This is a genomic window from Metabacillus malikii (genome assembly GCF_030813355.1).
In the GTDB taxonomy this organism is placed as follows: Bacteria; Bacillota; Bacilli; order Bacillales; family Bacillaceae; genus Metabacillus; species Metabacillus malikii.
This window is the reverse complement of sequence record NZ_JAUSUD010000002.1, coordinates 155,022-171,111: the sequence shown is the minus strand read 5'-3', so window position 1 is coordinate 171,111 and position 16,090 is coordinate 155,022. Positions and strand designations below refer to the sequence as shown.

Genomic DNA, 16,090 nt, shown 5'->3' with positions numbered 1-16,090 from the left:
CTACAAGTTATCAATTAATATAAGAGATATGTAGCTTTATATTTATAAAGTTAGTTGGAATAGAGGGGTCAGACCCTGTTGTCACCATCTTTGTTTAAAAGTTACTTCGTATCTGGTCTTGGTGTACCGAAATTTGGTGTGCCGTCTTCGTTCCACGTAATGGCTTGCACACGCGCATGACGGTTCGGATCGTATAATGGATCGCCTTCAATTTCTTTGTAGCTACGTGCATGGTAAACGAGGAGGTCAATTGTTCCGTCCTCAGATACTGTGAAGCTATTATGTCCTGGACCGTATTGGCTGTTTTCTTCATTTGTTGTGAAGACAGGCTCTGTTGTTTTCACCCATGATTTCGGGTCTAGTAAATCACTGTCTTCATCTGCTGTTAATAAGCCCATGCAATAGTTATAATCTGTAGCACTTGCTGAATAGGTCATAAAAATACGGCCGTTTTTCTTAAGAATAGCAGCACCTTCATTCACTAGAAAACCGATTTTTTCCCAGTCGTATTCTGGTGTTGTGATACATACTTGTTCACCTTTTAATGTCCATGGGTTTTCCATTTCTGAAATGTATAGATTTGAATTCCCTTCAATTTCAGGATCTTTTTGGGCCCATACATAGTAGCGTACACCTTTATGCTCAAATGATGTCGCATCTAATGCAAAGGATTCCCATTTCGTTTTCACTTGGCCTTTTTCTACCCATTCACCTTCAAGCGGATTCGCTGAATCATTTTCTAGGACGAACATGCGGTGGTCAAATAAACCATCTTTTGTTTCCGATGTACGTGCTGCGGCAAAATAGACGTACCATTTTCCATCAATAAAATGAAGTTCTGGAGCCCAAATGTTTGCACTCATCATTCCTGATTCATGCTTAACCCAAATGGTCTTTTCCTCTGCTTCAGCTAAACCTGCAATCGTTGTTGCACGACGGATTGCGATGCGGTCGTATTCTGGCACCGAGCCAGTAAAATAATAGTAGCCATCTGTATGTTTGTACATGAACGGATCAGCACGTTGCTCGATTAATGGGTTTTGTACGTTATATTCAGTCATTTTCTACATCTCCATTCTATATATGTTGAAACTAGTCCCATAGTAGAATAATAGTTTCATAACATACCATTAATATGTATTTTACAAACTCAATATATCTAACTTGTTCATACATGTCAATTAATAACCACGTTAATTCATTTTTTCATACTAAGAACCCTAGAGGAATGTCCGTACATATAGGTATATTTTAATGGCCTTCATAGTGAACAAGCCTTTAGTAATACTGAATATGGCTATCTCCAAGGTCTTGTAACTCTTAAAATTAGCGATGCTATTAGCAAGAAAATAAAAAACACCCCATTTAATGGGGCATTGTTTTTTAGGAATCATATGAAAATAAACTAGAAAGAACTTATTAAATTTCTACTCCAGAAAGCTTTATTGCTTTGTTTTTCGCTAAATAGATAACAAATGTAATTAAAAAGATGACAAATCCGATTACATCCATTGTCACTAATTGAAGGATACCCCATGCCGCTATCCAGATAACAATCTTATATTGAATCGCATGATCCTTCATATTTTTAGCAATAACAAAATTTACTATAGCGCCAACAAACATGAATAAACCGAACGTTACAACAACTTTTGTCACACTATCAATCATCGTCGTACCTACTAGCATCGTGTCCGGGTTTGTTTGTTTTAATTTATCTACACCAACCTTTTGAAACCATGGTGAATACGCAAATATAGTCAATAACGCAGTAATTGCGTTCCAAATCGAGCCTGCCATTAACAAATTTCTTTCCAATTTCCTAGTCATACACATTCCTCACTTTACTTCCTCTTTTTGTTACATAAACAGTAATTATCCCTTAATACCAGAGTTTAAATTGATTGACTGTACAAAATATTTTTGTGCAAAGATAAACAATAATAGCGTTGGAATTATCGCTAATATTGCTGAGCCCATTAATTGCCCAATCATTCGATAATTTCCATAAATATCCTGCAATAAAAGTAACCCTGCTGTAACCGGCATTTTATCTACATCTGTATACACAATTACCGGCCAGAGGAAATCATTCCAAGAACCTGTAAATGAAAACAAACCACACACGATTAAAACAGGTTTAATTAATGGTAGAATAACAGAATAGTATATTCTAAAATCACCTGCACCATCTACACGTGCGGACTCATCTAGTTCTTTCGGAATGCCTCTCATAAACTGACGTACTAAGAAAATATTCCCCATACCAGCTAGTCCTGGAATAATCATAGCCCATGCTGTATTTACCCAACCTAGTGCATCAATAATTTTATATGATGGAATTAAGTTAACTACCGCTGGGAAGAAGGAGATACCTAGTAGTGTGAAAAATAACGCATCTCTTCCTTTAAATTGTAAACGTGAATACCCATAGCCTGTTATTGATATGACGACAATAACTAAAATTGTATGCATTGTTGCAATAAATAAAGAGTTCATTAACCAACGTAAAATTGGTGCAGTTGATGAATTTTCTAGGATTGCAACATAGTTTTCGACAACCCAGTTAACGGGCAGTAACCTAAAGCCAGAGGAAACAACCTCAGTTTGAGAACGAAATGATGTTGATATACCAAATATAACTGGTACAATCCATATTAAACAAACCGCGATTAAAAACGTATATGCGATATACTTAGATAAATCTACCTTTTTCATTCGATTACACCTACCTTTTCCGATTCCTTAAAAGCTTATCTAACAAACTGATACTATTATGCATTTCTATTCATGACATAATATTGAAGAGCCGAAATAATTAAGATAACAATACCAAGTAAGACGGCCATTGCAGAAGCCATACCAGCAATCGATTCGCCATGACTAAATGCCAGTTGTCTAATATACATCATTAACACATGTGTACTTTGCTCAGGACCACCTTTTGTCATCATTAACGGCTGTCCAAAGACATTAAATGCACCAGCAGTCGTCATGACAAAAGTATAGATTAACGGAAAACGAATAGATGGTAATGTAATGCTAAAAAACTTTCGTATTGGACCTGCCCCATCAATATCAGCAGATTCATATAAATCTCTCGAAACACCATTAATAGAAGCACGATAAATGATCATGTTTCCCCCAACACCGCCCCATACGGTAATAACAATAATAATAATCCAGGCGTAAGGTTGGTTCGAAGCCCATACAGTATCTGAACCTAGTAAATTACCAGTGATACCCAATTGTTTATTAAAGATTAAAGACCATATTAATGCAGCAGCAGAAATAGAAATTAGGCCAGGAATATAAATTATCGATTGAATAAAACTTTTCATTTTGACCTTTTTATGCTCTAAGGCAACTGCAACCATTAACGGAATCACTATTAGTATCGGAACACTTAACAAAACAAATATCAGTGTATTTTTTAATCCATTTGAAAATTGAAAATTAAATGTCGATTCACTATCAAATAAAATTGTTTTATAGTTTTCTAATCCTACCCACACTGGATCACCGATTAAATTCCACTGAGTGAAAGAGGCGTAAATCCCATAAATTGTTGGTAATAAAATAAACACTAAAAATAATATGACATGGGGGCCTACAAAGAAAAGAGGTGTCAAATTCATTTTTTTATTCATTGTCATTTCTCCTTTTTAAAAGAGATTTACTCAAATAGGTCTGACCCCTCCAACGAAACTCACTAAAGAATAAAACTATTAATTTATTCTTTATATCGTGTTGAGGGGTCTGTCCCTATTGTTATGAGTAACACTCTTCTTGCTAACTATACTGTTTAGCTTCCCCGTTAATTACCTTCAGCAATTTTATCTTCTACGAATTTTTGCATCGTTTGCAGGCCTTCGTCTATATCTACTTCACCGCGAATGATATCAGGAACATATGTGTCTAAAGCTTCTGCAACATATGGATAATATTCGTATGTGTAGATATAAAGTGATTCAATTTGTTTTTCGTTTGATGTAAAGAATGATTGAACATATTGTTCGTAGTCAGGGCTTTCGATAACCTCTTTACTTGCAACAATTTGTCCTGCCTTTGCCCATTCCATCGAATTTTTACGTACAAACTCTAAGAAATCAGCAATTCCTTTTTCTTTTTCATCAGTTCTATCTTCATTTTTCAACATTGCAAATAAATGAGAAGATGCTCTGTTTGTAAATTTATCAGCTGTTGTTGAATAAATATTTGTCACACCAAAGTTTAATCCTTCTACACCTGCATGGGCATTTGAGCTCCATGTTCCATCAGTCGAGAAGAGAACATTACCAGATTGGAACATTAAATAACCATCTTCTCCAAACGGAGTCATTAGACCAGCTTCATCGATTTTCTTAATTGCTTCAATTGCTTGTTTCATTGTTTCTGTATTGACAGCAGGTTTACCGCCTTCTTGAATATCTCCACCTAAGTTTTGAATTTGTGCGAAGACTACCCAGCTAATTAATGCATCGTTAACAACAAAGTCTCCTTCATCTAACTTACCTTGTAAAGATAATATTTCATCGATTGTCACAACATCATCATCTAAAAATTGCTCAGCATTATACTTCTTTAATAAATCTTTGTTGTAATACATTGCGTTACTATGAATATCTAATGGAATACTATATTGAGTTCCGTCAATGTTACCAACTGTCCATGCTTGTGGTAGGAAGTTTTCCTCTTTTAACTCAGGTTGTGCTTCCATAATCGATGTCATCGGTTCAAGGACATCTTGTTTTACAAAACCTGGTACACGGTCTGCATGTATGATTGATAAATCTGGTACTCCTTTTTTAGAGTTCAGCACTGTTGACATTTTTGTATACATATCTGAGGTAATAACATGTTTTACTTTAAATTCTGGGTCTGTTTCATTGTAAGCTTTTACAATCGCATCCATGTTTGCGCCATCATCACCTGTTAGCGGTGTCCAGAATGTAATCGTGTTTTTATCTTCTCCACTACAACCAGCTAAGATAACAGTTACTAAAAACATTAACATTAACGTTAAGCCCAACTTCTTTTTCAATTGTATTTCCCCCTATTTTATGTATTCAGAAAATTATTTACAATCTAAATAATTAGTAAACAATTAACCTATTGATATTATAAATAAAATTTGCAAACGCTGTCAATAACATTTTTATAAATATTATCCATTTTATTTCCTTATAATTAACTTTTTTGTTAATATTTTAATTATTTAAGTCTATTAAAATCCTATAATTAACTTTTTTGTTATTTTATATACAAGTTAATTATCTTTATGGTATTGTATAATTAGATTTTTGTATTCGCATACATTTTAATTAATAGTTGAATTTAATAGAAAGAAGGGGATTTTAGAATGCAATTAAGTATTGACGAATCTTCACTCATTGTTTATGAAGCATTAGCTAGTGATGTTCGGATTAAAATTATTCAATTATTATCCAAAAACAAAATGAACATTAAGGAGCTAGCTGAAGAACTTAAAATAAGCAGTCCCATTGTGACTAAACATATTAGTAAGTTAGAAAAAGCAGGGATTATTAAAACGGAAAAAATACCTGGAAAGTCTGGTAGACAAAAAATCTCGATCTTAAAAGTAGACCATATAGAAATAAACTTCCCTAAAAAAATTTATCATTCATTTGAGTCCTATGAAACATCTGTTCCAATCGGCCATTATACAGATTATGATTTAAAACCAACATGTGGTCTTGCGACAGATAAAGAATTCATTGGTAGGGTTGATGAACCAAAATACTTTATGGACCCAAAAAGGGTTGATGCTGAGATTTTATGGTTTACTCAAGGATTTATTGAATATAACATTGCCAATTTTTTATCAGAGAATGAAAAACTGCAGCAATTTGAAATAAGTTTTGAAATTTGCTCAGAGTTCCCTTTCTCAAATGATGTATGGCCATCTGATATTACATTTTCCCTGAATGGTGTTGAGTTAGGAACTTGGATAAGCCCTGGAGATTTTGCTGATACTAGAGGGAAATTTACTCCTGATTGGTGGCCAAATAATATTAATCAATATGGATTGTTAAAAACAATTAGAATTACAAACCATGGTACATATATCGATGGTGACCCGTTATCTGACATAAAGGTCCAAGACTTTGATACGAATAGTGATCGTTGGACATTTAAAATAGAAGTAAAAGAAGATGCACAACATGTTGGTGGTGTTACACTTTTCGGTAAGAAATTCGGTAATCACGACCAAGATATACTGTTTAAGCTTTTTTATTTGTAAACTAAGCTAGGTTATCATTATGTGAAATTTGTTAGAAAGAGGTTGGGAAAAGGTTTTAAGCAAATAGAAATCTATTCGTTATGTCCCAACCTCTTTTATTACATTAATATACGTACAACTTCTTAAAAACATGTTCTATTTGTCAGCATTAGGATTAGGATTAAGGTAACTCAATTCCTTCCTAAAAAATTAATAGTTACTTTTAGTTTTCAACAGTTCTAGTATATGGTTATTTTCTACCTATAATTAACTTATACGTATAACCTACATTTTTATTCTATCATTTATCTTATTTTTTTCAATAACTTTTTTACCGAAATTTTAGTTTGTGCACTATTTGTACCTACCCCTTATGAGATGGTGAAAAAATTGATACATACAACTTATCATTTAACATTAGGTTCTCACTATTTTTCAATGTGACATGACCTCTTTTCTTCTCTTACAGTGATAAAAAGAATTTCAATCATATTCTGATAACGTGAAGAAAGTCAATATCGAATTATCAACTACCCTTTATATTTTCCGTAAAAAGGTTAATTGGTCGTACACTCCTATTCCAATATTAGAAATGTTACCATTTTCGTTAAGGTATATGACCATTTGATGATTTTGTAGGAATATTCTCTTGTTCCCCCTGTTTATTCCTTTTCATTTATCATTTGCTTACCCCATATTGCTGTTCCATCCTGCTTTAATCCCGTAAATACTAATGTTGGTTGCCATTTTTCAAAATCCCACTGAGGTATAACTTTCACCTCATCAATCCAGTAATCTCCTTGAGCTTCATCTGGTGCATACCAATACAATTTTAATGTGTCATCTTCAAATTCCCAGTAGTCTTTACTGTCAGATTCATTTATTTTGCCATTCTTTAAAAGTGACAAGCTTGTTGACGTTTGCATACTATCATCGAACCTTATAAACTCAATCTTTTCCCAATCACCAATTAAGTTTTCAGTAGTTACTGTACTCTTTTCTTTTGGTTTCCCTGCATATCTTTCTGGCGATAGGACCGGCCAACCATCATTTGTCCAGACAATCTCTCTAACATGTAGATGTGACCAATATAAGTCTTCACCAGCTCTAGCATTATGAGTTAGGTAATAGTCTTCTCCATCCTGAAGTAAACCGTTATGCCCCGTTCCTAGCCAACCGGTATCATCATTAAATGTGTAAGAGTTTAATACTTTCGTTCCTGTATCAAAGGATTCATCAGATATATCTACCATGTTTTTACCATTATAATCAACGTAGGGTCCTTGAATATCTTCTGACCTGGCAACACGAACATTGTACGTATCCTCTAAATAGCCGTAAGACACTGTTAAATAGAACATATCTGTTTTTTTGTTATACATGATCGCTGGACCTTCTATTTCATAGTCATTACTTTGACGTTGAGCGATAAGTGTACCCTCTTCACCTTCATTTTTTTGTTTTCCGGATGATTTATCTAATTCAGTAATGAAAATACCTCCAAAATATGAACCATATACCATCCAAAGATTATCATCCCTATCTAATATTAAACCAGGGTCAATCGCATTTACTGTTTTATCATCATCATTCTTCGTCGTAATAACAGGACCTTGGTCTTTCCATGGTCCTTCAATTGAAGAGCTAGTCGCTAACCCGATAAACGAGTTTCTCGTTCCAAACTCAGAGACCGAATAATATAAGTAAAAAGTTCCTTCTAATTCGATGACGTCAGGAGCCCAATATGTTGATGTCTTACCATTCGTCCATGCTACCGCCTCTTCTGATAATTCTTCAAACACTCGTCCTACAAACTCCCAGTGAATCATATCTTTTGATTTTCTTATTTGAATTCCAGGTAAAGGCGCACCTGCAACCTTATAATCTGTAGAAAATGTATAATACCAATCATCTACTTTTATTATTTCAGCATCATGTGTATTATTTGTTGTCCATTGTGACTCGCTATGAATGATGTCGCTATTAATTTTTTCGAATGGTGTGTCAGCTGGAGCTGATGGGAACTGAGTAACAGGTAATCGTTCCGATTTGTTACTGTTTGTAAAAAAGTAAATAACAGCAATTGTTAAAATCAATACGATTACTATTACAGATAATAACACTATTTTCTTTTTCATTTTAAATCTCTTCTTTCTTAACTGTTATATTGTTTGGTCTGATAGTAAGTTGAAAAACCTAAAAAAAAGGTGACCCAAAACTAAGGTCAGACCCTCAAACAATTATATAGAAGAAGGAAAGTCTTGCATTCTATATAGGTGTTTTGTAGAGGGTCTGACCCTGCCTGAGTCACCATCTTCGTTTAAAAGTTTACTTCGTATCTGGTCTTGGTGTACCGAAATTTGGTGTGCCGTCTTCGTTCCACGTAATGGCTTGCACACGTGCATGACGGTTCGGATCGTATAGTGGATCGCCTTCAATTTCTTTATAGCTTCGTGCGTGGTAAACGAGGAGGTCTATTGTTCCATCCTCAGATACTGTGAAGCTATTATGTCCTGGACCGTATTGGCTGTTTTCTTCATTTGTTGTGAAGACCGGTTCTGTTGTTTTTACCCATGATTTCGGGTCTAGTAAATCACTGTCCTCATCTGCTGTTAATAAGCCCATGCAATAGTTATAATCTGTAGCACTGGCTGAATAGGTCATAAAAATACGACCATTCTTCTTAAGAATTGCTGCACCTTCATTTACTAAAAATCCGATTTTTTCCCAATCGTATTCTGGTGTTGTGATACATACTTGTTCACCTTTTAATGTCCATGGGTTTTCCATCTCTGAAATGTATAGGTTTGAATTCCCTTCAATTTCAGGGTCTTTTTGGGCCCATACATAGTAGCGGACACCTTTATGCTCAAATGATGTCGCATCTAATGCAAATGATTCCCATTTCGTTTTCACTTGGCCTCTTTCTACCCATTCACCTTCAAGCGGATTCGCCGAGTCATTTTCAAGGACGAACATGCGGTGGTCGAACAAGCCATCTTTTGTTTCAGATGTACGTGCTGCGGCAAAATAGACGTACCATTTTCCATCAATAAAATGAAGTTCTGGAGCCCAAATGTTTGCGCTCATCATTCCTGATTCATGCTTAACCCAAATTGTTTTTTCCTCTGCTTCAGCTAAACCTGCAATCGTTGTTGCACGACGGATTGCGATGCGGTCGTATTCCGGCACCGAGCCAGTAAAATAATAGTAGCCGTCTGTATGTTTGTACATGAACGGATCAGCACGTTGCTCGATTAATGGGTTTTGTACGTTATATTCAGTCATTTCAAATACACTCCTATTAGCTTTAAATTTATATATAATTGTAAACAAAAAGTGGCAAGAATCCGGTAAACTAGCTAGCCCATTCTAGTAATAGAAGTAGATTAGGCTAGCTAGTTTACCTTAAACCGCCACAGTCTTTTGTTGTATAACTCGTCTTTAACTAACCTTTTACACCAGAAATTGCAACAGATTCAATAATTTGTTTCTGGAAGATAATAAACACGATTAACATCGGTAATAACGATACAACAGATGCAGCCATAATTAATGGAAAGTCACTTTGAATTGCATATGTTGCATTAAAGTTTGCAATAACAAGTTGTAATGTTTGTTTCTCTGGTGAGTTGAGGTATAAAATCGGTGCTAGATAATCATTCCAAATTGTCATGAACCATAAGATTAACTGTGCAGCTACCGCAGGTCTCACTAATGGGAATATAATACGATAGAATATTTTGAAATATGAACAACCATCGATTTTTGCCGCCTCAATTACTGAGTTCGGAATACTTGTTAAATATTGTCTTAAGAAGAAAATCATCATAATATTACCGAATAATCCTGGAACGATTAGTGGTAATAACGTATCAACCCAACCCATTTGTGTAAATATCATAAATTGCGGAATCATGACAACAGGGTACGGAATCATCATTGCCGTTAACAATAATAAGAATAATTGATTCTTGAATGGGAAATTTAACTTCCCAAACGCAAATGCAGCTAATGCTGATGTGAAAGTCCCAATGATCGTTACAGAAAGTGCAACAATTAAGCTGTTAGTAATACCACTTAGTAATGGACCCTTTTCCCATATTTCGATATATTTTATCGGGTCAAAGGATTCCGGAATCCATACTGGAGGCAATGCATATACCTCTTCAATACTTTTGAATGATGTACCTACCATCCACACTAAAGGAGCAATCATGAACACTGCACCTATTAATAAAACGATGAAAATAATAATGTTTGTAATTCTTTCAGTTTGTTTCAAGGATTTATACTTTACCTGAGGTTCAGTTTTCTTTTCAACTACTGCTTCCATTACTACAACTCCTTTCTACTGCAAAAGCATCTATTAATCTAAATCGTATGATTGCTTTTCATTCACTCTAAACTGAATTAACGTTACGATAAAAATGAAGATACCTAATACGATTGCCATTGCAGAACCATATCCCATTTCAAAGTTTCCAAAAGCCTTCTGCCATACATAGAATACTGCAGTTGCTGATGAATACTCAGGACCACCAGTTGGTGTCATAACATTGATTTCTGTAAAGAGTTGCGCACCACCAATGATGTTTGTTACAACAATGAAGAATGTTACTGGTTTAACCATTGGTAGAGTAATATTCTTAAAGACTTGGAATGCATTTGCTCCATCTAGTTTCGCAGCTTCATAATAAGTTTTCGGAACACTTTGTAATGCTGCTAAATATAAGAGCATGCTGTAACCTAAACCTTTCCACACGGTCATTAAAATTAAGGCAGGTTTTACTGTGTCTTTATCCATTAACCAACTTGGTCCATCAATACCGAAAATAGCTAAAAATTGGTTAACTAGACCGAAGTCTCCGTTATAAGCAAATTGCCATAAAATCGCAACAGCTGCAATTGAAGAAATAACCGGCACATAATAAATTGTTCTGAAAATTTGAGTACCGACGATTCCACGATTTAAGCCAATCGCAAGTAGTAACGCTAAAACTAAGCCAATTGGGATACCGAGCATCATAAAGACTGTATTGTATAATGCTTTATGGAAGGATTCATCCGTTAGAAGTACGATATAGTTTTCCAGACCGATAAATGTCATTTGACCTAAACCGTCCCAGTTCGTAAATGAACCATAGATAGAATAAAGTGCTGGAGCTAACGTAAAGATTAAAAATCCGATTACTGGCGCAGCTACAAAAATATAAGCATTGCGACGCTCTTCTCTATAGAGCTTTGATGTTGTTTTCATTCCTTCTCCCCATTTCTCCTTAAAGGCTATGTTCAACCTTAATCTATTAGTAGAGAGTTAATAAGTTAAGAGGGTGCTAGCTAAGTACTCTAGCACCACAATTCATTAACTTGCTATTATTTCTTTTTAGCTGTTTCTTCTTGTTTAATAGACTTATCTAATAACTCTTGCATTTTTGGTTGTGCTTCTTTTACATATTCTTCAGCTGTTTTATCACCATCGATTACAGGTTGAATATTTTTGAAGAATTCATCATACCATTCAGCTGTGTATGTGAAGTTACCTGGTAAATCACGACCATATTCATTGATGATTTGTAAATATTCTTTTTTGTTCGCAGGCTTAATTGATGTATCTGCAGCCCACGCTTCAGCAACAGTTTTGTTATTTGGTACTTGTACTTGTTGATCAACTAACGCTTGTTGTCCTTCTTCTTCTGCAGAAAGATACATAGCTAATTGTGTAGCTAATTCAGCATGTTTTGTTTTCTCAGAAACACCAATACCTAATGAACCTACCCATGCAGCAGGTTGTCCAGTAGAACCTACAGGCCAAGGAATGATATCATATTCAAATTTTAAATCTTTGAATGCTGCTAGATCCCATGGAGCGATTGGGAAGAACCCGATTTGACCTTGCATGAAACGTTGGTACGTATCAAGAGTTTGTCCTTCAGCAATTGAAGGTGTTACTTTATAAACATTTTGTAAATCAGCAAAATATTGGAATGCTTCAATAAACGCTGGGTCATCTACTGTTACTTTTGTATGTGTTTCATCTAACCAATCTCCACCATTACTCCAAACGAATGGTTGTAATGACCAGTTAACATTAAGTCCTGTTCCCCATTGGTCAAGTTTTCCATCGCCATCTTTATCTTTTGTTAACTGTTTGTTAACTTCTAAGAACTCATCAAATGTATAAGGCTTGTCCGGATCTGGAAGTGGGATACCCGCTTCTTCAAACATTGTTTTGTTATAACCGAATCCGAATGGTCCTAAATCTTTTGGTAATCCATAAATTGAACCTTGTCCAGCATTTTCACCATCATAACGGTATTTGTTAATACCTGCTTCCCAAAGGTCTTTAACTTCCTCTGCACCTTCAACATATTCTGTAATGTCTTTTAATACACCTGAGTTAACATATGCTTTTAAGTTACCAGGGTTATAGAAGAATACATCTGGAACACTTTTACCAGCAATGGCCGCTTGTAATTTAGTGTCATATTGGTCACCAGCTGTAACCACTACTTTAACTTTTACATTAGGGTTTGCTTCTTCAAATTTCTTTACTACATTTTTATAAGCTGTTTGTTCATGAGGTTGTCCACTAAACATGAAAGTAAGATTTACTTTTCCATCTTTACTTTCTCCACCTGACTTATCTCCGCCACTACAAGCACTTAGCATGCCAGCAACTAACATTGTTACGACTGCTAATAATACCATTTTGCTTAGTTTTTTCTTAAACAAGTTAATCCCCCCAAAGCTTTTCATTTTTTATTTAAAGAAGCGTTCAAAACGTTTTGTTTTTTCTTTATTTTTTGAAAATCCCATGTAAGCGCTTCTTTAATTTAATATTATTATACCTGTTCGTACATGTCAACAACTTTTTTAATAAAATAAATACATGTGAAAAAAATGTCGATGGATATGTACGGACATATGAGAGTTGGATTAGATTTTAAGGCTGTTATCGCTCCTTTCTAGACTAAGTAGACTAAATAAAAGTTAGCTGCAAAAACTACTTCTATTATCAGCTAGATGAGACGTGAGCCCCTTAAATATACATGTTTTTATGTGTACCAGATGTGTTATAAATCACACAAATATCTTTTCATCAGTTCCTGACCCCTTAAATAATTGTATTCATTTCATCGTGTCACTAAAGATTTACACAAAAAAAAGAGCAGATTTTGTCAAAATCTACTCTTCATTATTATTCTCCTGCAATTCTTTTACACGCAATAACTTATTGTAATAACTAAAGAAGGCAAAATATGCAAGCGCCACACCAAGTAGTAATGGAATTAATACAGTAACTTGTGTAAGTGATACGTATAATATGATGATGTTTATGATTCCCATCAGTAAGCTTCTAAGTGGATTAATAATCATAAACACTAGCGCTTGTTTAAATGCTTGAAATATCTTCAGCTCGTGGTGAGCAATTACAGCAAAATAATAACATGTAAAGATAAATAATAGAAATAAAATTATAATTAAAAGGATTGTCATAAATAAATTATGATGATATAAGAAGTACACATCAAGAATACCAATAAACCATAATGGCACTAAAATAAAGCCACCGATTAGGCTTTTGAGATAATTTTGACGATATACTGTCCAAAAATGTTTGATAATTTTAATATCACCTTCACCCATTACCCATTTTCTAACAATTCCAAATACAGCACTTGTTGCTGGGAAAAGGAAGAATGGAGATAATATTGCAATAATAATCAAATTCATCACAATAAATGGAATATCATCTGTTATTGCAATGGTTAATAGCAAAAAGCTAATAGGCAAATTAAATATTAACCATATGAAGTTTGTTAATACAATTCTTGTTAACCATTCTAGAAGCTTAAATATACCTTCAAAGATTGATGTCGATTGCATATATGTCCCTTCTCACTACCTATATTAAGCTACTCCACTCATTATAACTCGTAATAATTTTGTTCGGTTTATGACTTGACTGTGGTTGGCGATTACGAAAATTATACCAAATTGCGTTCCACCCTGCATTTAATGCTGCCTCTATATCGTTCTCCCAAGTATCACCGATGTAATAACAATTCTCTGGATTCTTCTTAACTTGGTCTTGAACATAATGAAATATTCGCGGGTCAGGCTTCGTAATACCAATTCCATCAGAAATAAAGATAAGCTCACTAGGAATGATACGGTCAAGTTGTAGCGCCTTTATTTTGCTCGTTTGATGTTCAACAGGTCCGTTTGTAATAAGACCGACAATTTTATTTTGTTGTTGTAGCTCGTTAATAATCGAGATTACTTTTGAAAATGGCTTTATCGTTTTCTGCTCATATTCATAACGTTCTTGTATTTCTATCGCTTTAGCAACAGTTAATGTTGCCCCAAACTCTTGAAATGCATCTATTAATCGCCTAATTCTAACTGTATCAAGGTCGATGGTCCCAGCAGTATAATCTTTCCATAATTTATCACTATGGAAACGTACCCGTTTATATAGTAACTGATAATCGGTATTATTTATATCAATATTACCGTAATCAATTGCTGATTGAAATGGTATTTGTTGGTCATAAATAGTATCATCTAAATCAAAAAATATTGCTTCAGCATTTATTAATTTATTCATCTTGATGGACTCCTACATGGTCATTCCAAAATTTCAACATTGTATAGCGATTTTTTCTTAATTGATGAGCTTCAGCTAAACTGTTTCGGACAAGTTCATCATCTATTCCGATGTCTGCTGGCCTAGTTGGACCTTCTAATACTGTAAGCAATTGTCCAATATCATCAGCTGAGGGTAAAGAATCAATTATTTCTATTATTTGTTCTTGAACATCTAAAATTTTAGTGATAGCAACACGATTATTTGCTTTTAAGGCTAGTAATCTTTCTTTGTTTGAAACTAAGGATAGAAATTGATTCTTATAGAAATTCAGAATTACTTGCGTAGAAATGCCTACCTTTGCTCCATGTAAGACTTGTTTCTTACCCTTACTTAAAAAGTCCATTTCCCAATAATGTGACAAATGATGTTCTCCACCTGATGCTGGTGAAGAATGCCCTACTAATAGCATTGCTAAGCCAGAATCAATTAACGCTTCAATTAATCGTTGTATTCCCTCATCATCTGCTTTCGCAATTTGATTACTCGACTCTACACAGCTTTGAAGTGCTTTCCTCGTAATATCAGCTGCTAATGCGCAATAGGCCTCATTTGCAATGAGATGTGAAAAATTCCAATCTGCTAATGATGTAAACTTTCCAATCATATCCCCAAAACCTGCAGCAATCATTTTCTTAGGAGCCTTTACTAAAATTCCTATATCGGCAAATAAAGCGATTGGTGTTTGCATTTGAAAAGTCGTCTTTACCCCTTTTATAACAACTGGCGCTCCCATTGAATTAAAACCATCAACCGAAGGAGCTGTTGGGATGGAAATAAACGGTTTCCCCATTTTATAGCTAGAGAACCTTGAAATATCATGTATTGTACCAGCACCTACAGCAATTACTGCATTCGTATCCTGAGAAATTCCTAACATCGCTTCAATTAACGAGACTTCATTCGCAATGACATCTCCTTGTTCATTCGCTTGAATAATAACGGTTTCAAAAGGGATGTTTGCAGTTTCTAATTCAGCAACTAGCCTCTCTCCTGCAACATTAAACGTCGTTTCATCTGCAACAATTGATACTTTATTAAACCCTTTTGACTTAATAAATCTAGGAGCTTCCTGCAATGCATTATGACGGACGACGATTTCCTCAATCGAACAATCATAATGAGCATTGCCGCATGTACATGTTTTCGCAAGCTCATTCAGCTCTTGTACTGATAGCATGAATCCACCTTCT

General features: G+C 34.7%; 14 protein-coding genes. 1 reads left to right on the top strand and 13 read right to left on the bottom strand.

Features of this window, described 5'->3' with window-relative positions; genetic code table 11:
* Positions 1-101: 101 nt before the first annotated feature.
* From J2S19_RS03050 to J2S19_RS03030, 5 genes are all read right to left on the bottom strand, one after another.
* Positions 102-1,061 (bottom strand): glycoside hydrolase family 43 protein, encoded by a 960-nt coding sequence (locus tag J2S19_RS03050; RefSeq protein ID WP_307337029.1) that lies wholly within the window; start codon positions 1,059-1,061, stop codon positions 102-104.
* A 358-nt stretch (positions 1,062-1,419) separates the two neighbouring features.
* Entirely contained in the window at positions 1,420-1,830 is a 411-nt protein-coding gene (locus J2S19_RS03045) for a hypothetical protein (protein ID WP_307337026.1), read from the bottom strand.
* Positions 1,831-1,875: 45 nt separating this feature from the next.
* Positions 1,876-2,718 carry a carbohydrate ABC transporter permease gene (locus tag J2S19_RS03040; RefSeq protein WP_307337021.1) on the bottom strand — a complete coding sequence of 281 codons (843 nt, stop codon included), beginning with the start codon at positions 2,716-2,718 and terminating at the stop codon, positions 1,876-1,878.
* Positions 2,719-2,774: 56 nt separating this feature from the next.
* Entirely contained in the window at positions 2,775-3,650 is an 876-nt protein-coding gene (locus tag J2S19_RS03035; RefSeq protein WP_307337018.1) for a carbohydrate ABC transporter permease, read from the bottom strand.
* Between the two features lie 167 nt (positions 3,651-3,817).
* A complete protein-coding gene (locus J2S19_RS03030; RefSeq protein ID WP_307337016.1) occupies positions 3,818-5,044 on the bottom strand; it encodes an extracellular solute-binding protein in 1,227 nt (408 codons plus the stop codon).
* 318 nt (positions 5,045-5,362) lie between these two features.
* Here J2S19_RS03030 and J2S19_RS03025 point away from each other — a divergent pair, with 318 nt between their 5' ends.
* Positions 5,363-6,265 carry an ArsR/SmtB family transcription factor gene (locus J2S19_RS03025; protein ID WP_307337012.1) on the top strand — a complete coding sequence of 301 codons (903 nt, stop codon included), beginning with the start codon at positions 5,363-5,365 and terminating at the stop codon, positions 6,263-6,265.
* Positions 6,266-6,906: 641 nt separating this feature from the next.
* Here J2S19_RS03025 and J2S19_RS03020 read toward each other — a convergent pair.
* The 8 genes from J2S19_RS03020 to J2S19_RS02985 all read right to left on the bottom strand — a co-directional run bounded on the left by J2S19_RS03020 (position 6,907) and on the right by J2S19_RS02985 (position 16,077).
* Positions 6,907-8,382 (bottom strand): arabinan endo-1,5-alpha-L-arabinosidase, encoded by a 1,476-nt coding sequence (locus tag J2S19_RS03020; RefSeq protein ID WP_307337010.1) that lies wholly within the window; start codon positions 8,380-8,382, stop codon positions 6,907-6,909.
* A gap of 190 nt (positions 8,383-8,572) precedes the next feature.
* Entirely contained in the window at positions 8,573-9,532 is a 960-nt protein-coding gene (locus J2S19_RS03015; protein ID WP_307337006.1) for a glycoside hydrolase family 43 protein, read from the bottom strand.
* Between the two features lie 160 nt (positions 9,533-9,692).
* Positions 9,693-10,580, bottom strand: a complete 888-nt coding sequence (locus tag J2S19_RS03010) for a carbohydrate ABC transporter permease (protein ID WP_307337003.1) — start codon at positions 10,578-10,580, stop codon at positions 9,693-9,695.
* Positions 10,581-10,613: 33 nt separating this feature from the next.
* On the bottom strand, positions 10,614-11,504 hold the full coding sequence (locus tag J2S19_RS03005) for a carbohydrate ABC transporter permease (protein WP_307337000.1): 891 nt from the start codon (positions 11,502-11,504) through the stop codon (positions 10,614-10,616).
* 116 nt (positions 11,505-11,620) lie between these two features.
* A complete protein-coding gene (locus tag J2S19_RS03000; protein WP_370875029.1) occupies positions 11,621-12,979 on the bottom strand; it encodes an ABC transporter substrate-binding protein in 1,359 nt (452 codons plus the stop codon).
* A 453-nt stretch (positions 12,980-13,432) separates the two neighbouring features.
* Positions 13,433-14,134, bottom strand: coding sequence for a YesL family protein (locus J2S19_RS02995; RefSeq protein WP_307336997.1), 702 nt, complete (start codon positions 14,132-14,134; stop codon positions 13,433-13,435).
* A gap of 19 nt (positions 14,135-14,153) precedes the next feature.
* Positions 14,154-14,858, bottom strand: coding sequence for an HAD family hydrolase (locus J2S19_RS02990; RefSeq protein ID WP_307336994.1), 705 nt, complete (start codon positions 14,856-14,858; stop codon positions 14,154-14,156).
* The gene (locus J2S19_RS02985) at positions 14,851-16,077 is read right to left on the bottom strand and encodes a sn-glycerol-1-phosphate dehydrogenase (RefSeq protein ID WP_307336991.1); all 1,227 of its coding nucleotides are present in this window, start codon (positions 16,075-16,077) and stop codon (positions 14,851-14,853) included. Before J2S19_RS02985 ends, J2S19_RS02990 begins: the two co-directional genes overlap by 8 nt.
* Positions 16,078-16,090 lie beyond the last annotated feature (13 nt).

Bases quoted from the DNA above. Each gene is read 5' to 3' on its own strand.
- J2S19_RS03050 (WP_307337029.1), bottom strand. From the start codon at position 1,061: ATGACTGAATATAACGTACAAAACCCATTAATCGAGCAACGTGCTGAT.
- J2S19_RS03045 (WP_307337026.1), bottom strand. From the start codon at position 1,830: ATGACTAGGAAATTGGAAAGAAATTTGTTAATGGCAGGCTCGATTTGG.
- J2S19_RS03040 (WP_307337021.1), bottom strand. From the start codon at position 2,718: ATGAAAAAGGTAGATTTATCTAAGTATATCGCATATACGTTTTTAATC.
- J2S19_RS03035 (WP_307337018.1), bottom strand. From the start codon at position 3,650: ATGAATAAAAAAATGAATTTGACACCTCTTTTCTTTGTAGGCCCCCAT.
- J2S19_RS03025 (WP_307337012.1), top strand. From the start codon at position 5,363: ATGCAATTAAGTATTGACGAATCTTCACTCATTGTTTATGAAGCATTA.
- J2S19_RS03020 (WP_307337010.1), bottom strand. From the start codon at position 8,382: ATGAAAAAGAAAATAGTGTTATTATCTGTAATAGTAATCGTATTGATT.
- J2S19_RS03015 (WP_307337006.1), bottom strand. From the start codon at position 9,532: ATGACTGAATATAACGTACAAAACCCATTAATCGAGCAACGTGCTGAT.
- J2S19_RS03010 (WP_307337003.1), bottom strand. From the start codon at position 10,580: ATGGAAGCAGTAGTTGAAAAGAAAACTGAACCTCAGGTAAAGTATAAA.
- J2S19_RS03005 (WP_307337000.1), bottom strand. From the start codon at position 11,504: ATGAAAACAACATCAAAGCTCTATAGAGAAGAGCGTCGCAATGCTTAT.
- J2S19_RS02995 (WP_307336997.1), bottom strand. From the start codon at position 14,134: ATGCAATCGACATCAATCTTTGAAGGTATATTTAAGCTTCTAGAATGG.
- J2S19_RS02990 (WP_307336994.1), bottom strand. From the start codon at position 14,858: ATGAATAAATTAATAAATGCTGAAGCAATATTTTTTGATTTAGATGAT.
- J2S19_RS02985 (WP_307336991.1), bottom strand. From the start codon at position 16,077: ATGCTATCAGTACAAGAGCTGAATGAGCTTGCGAAAACATGTACATGC.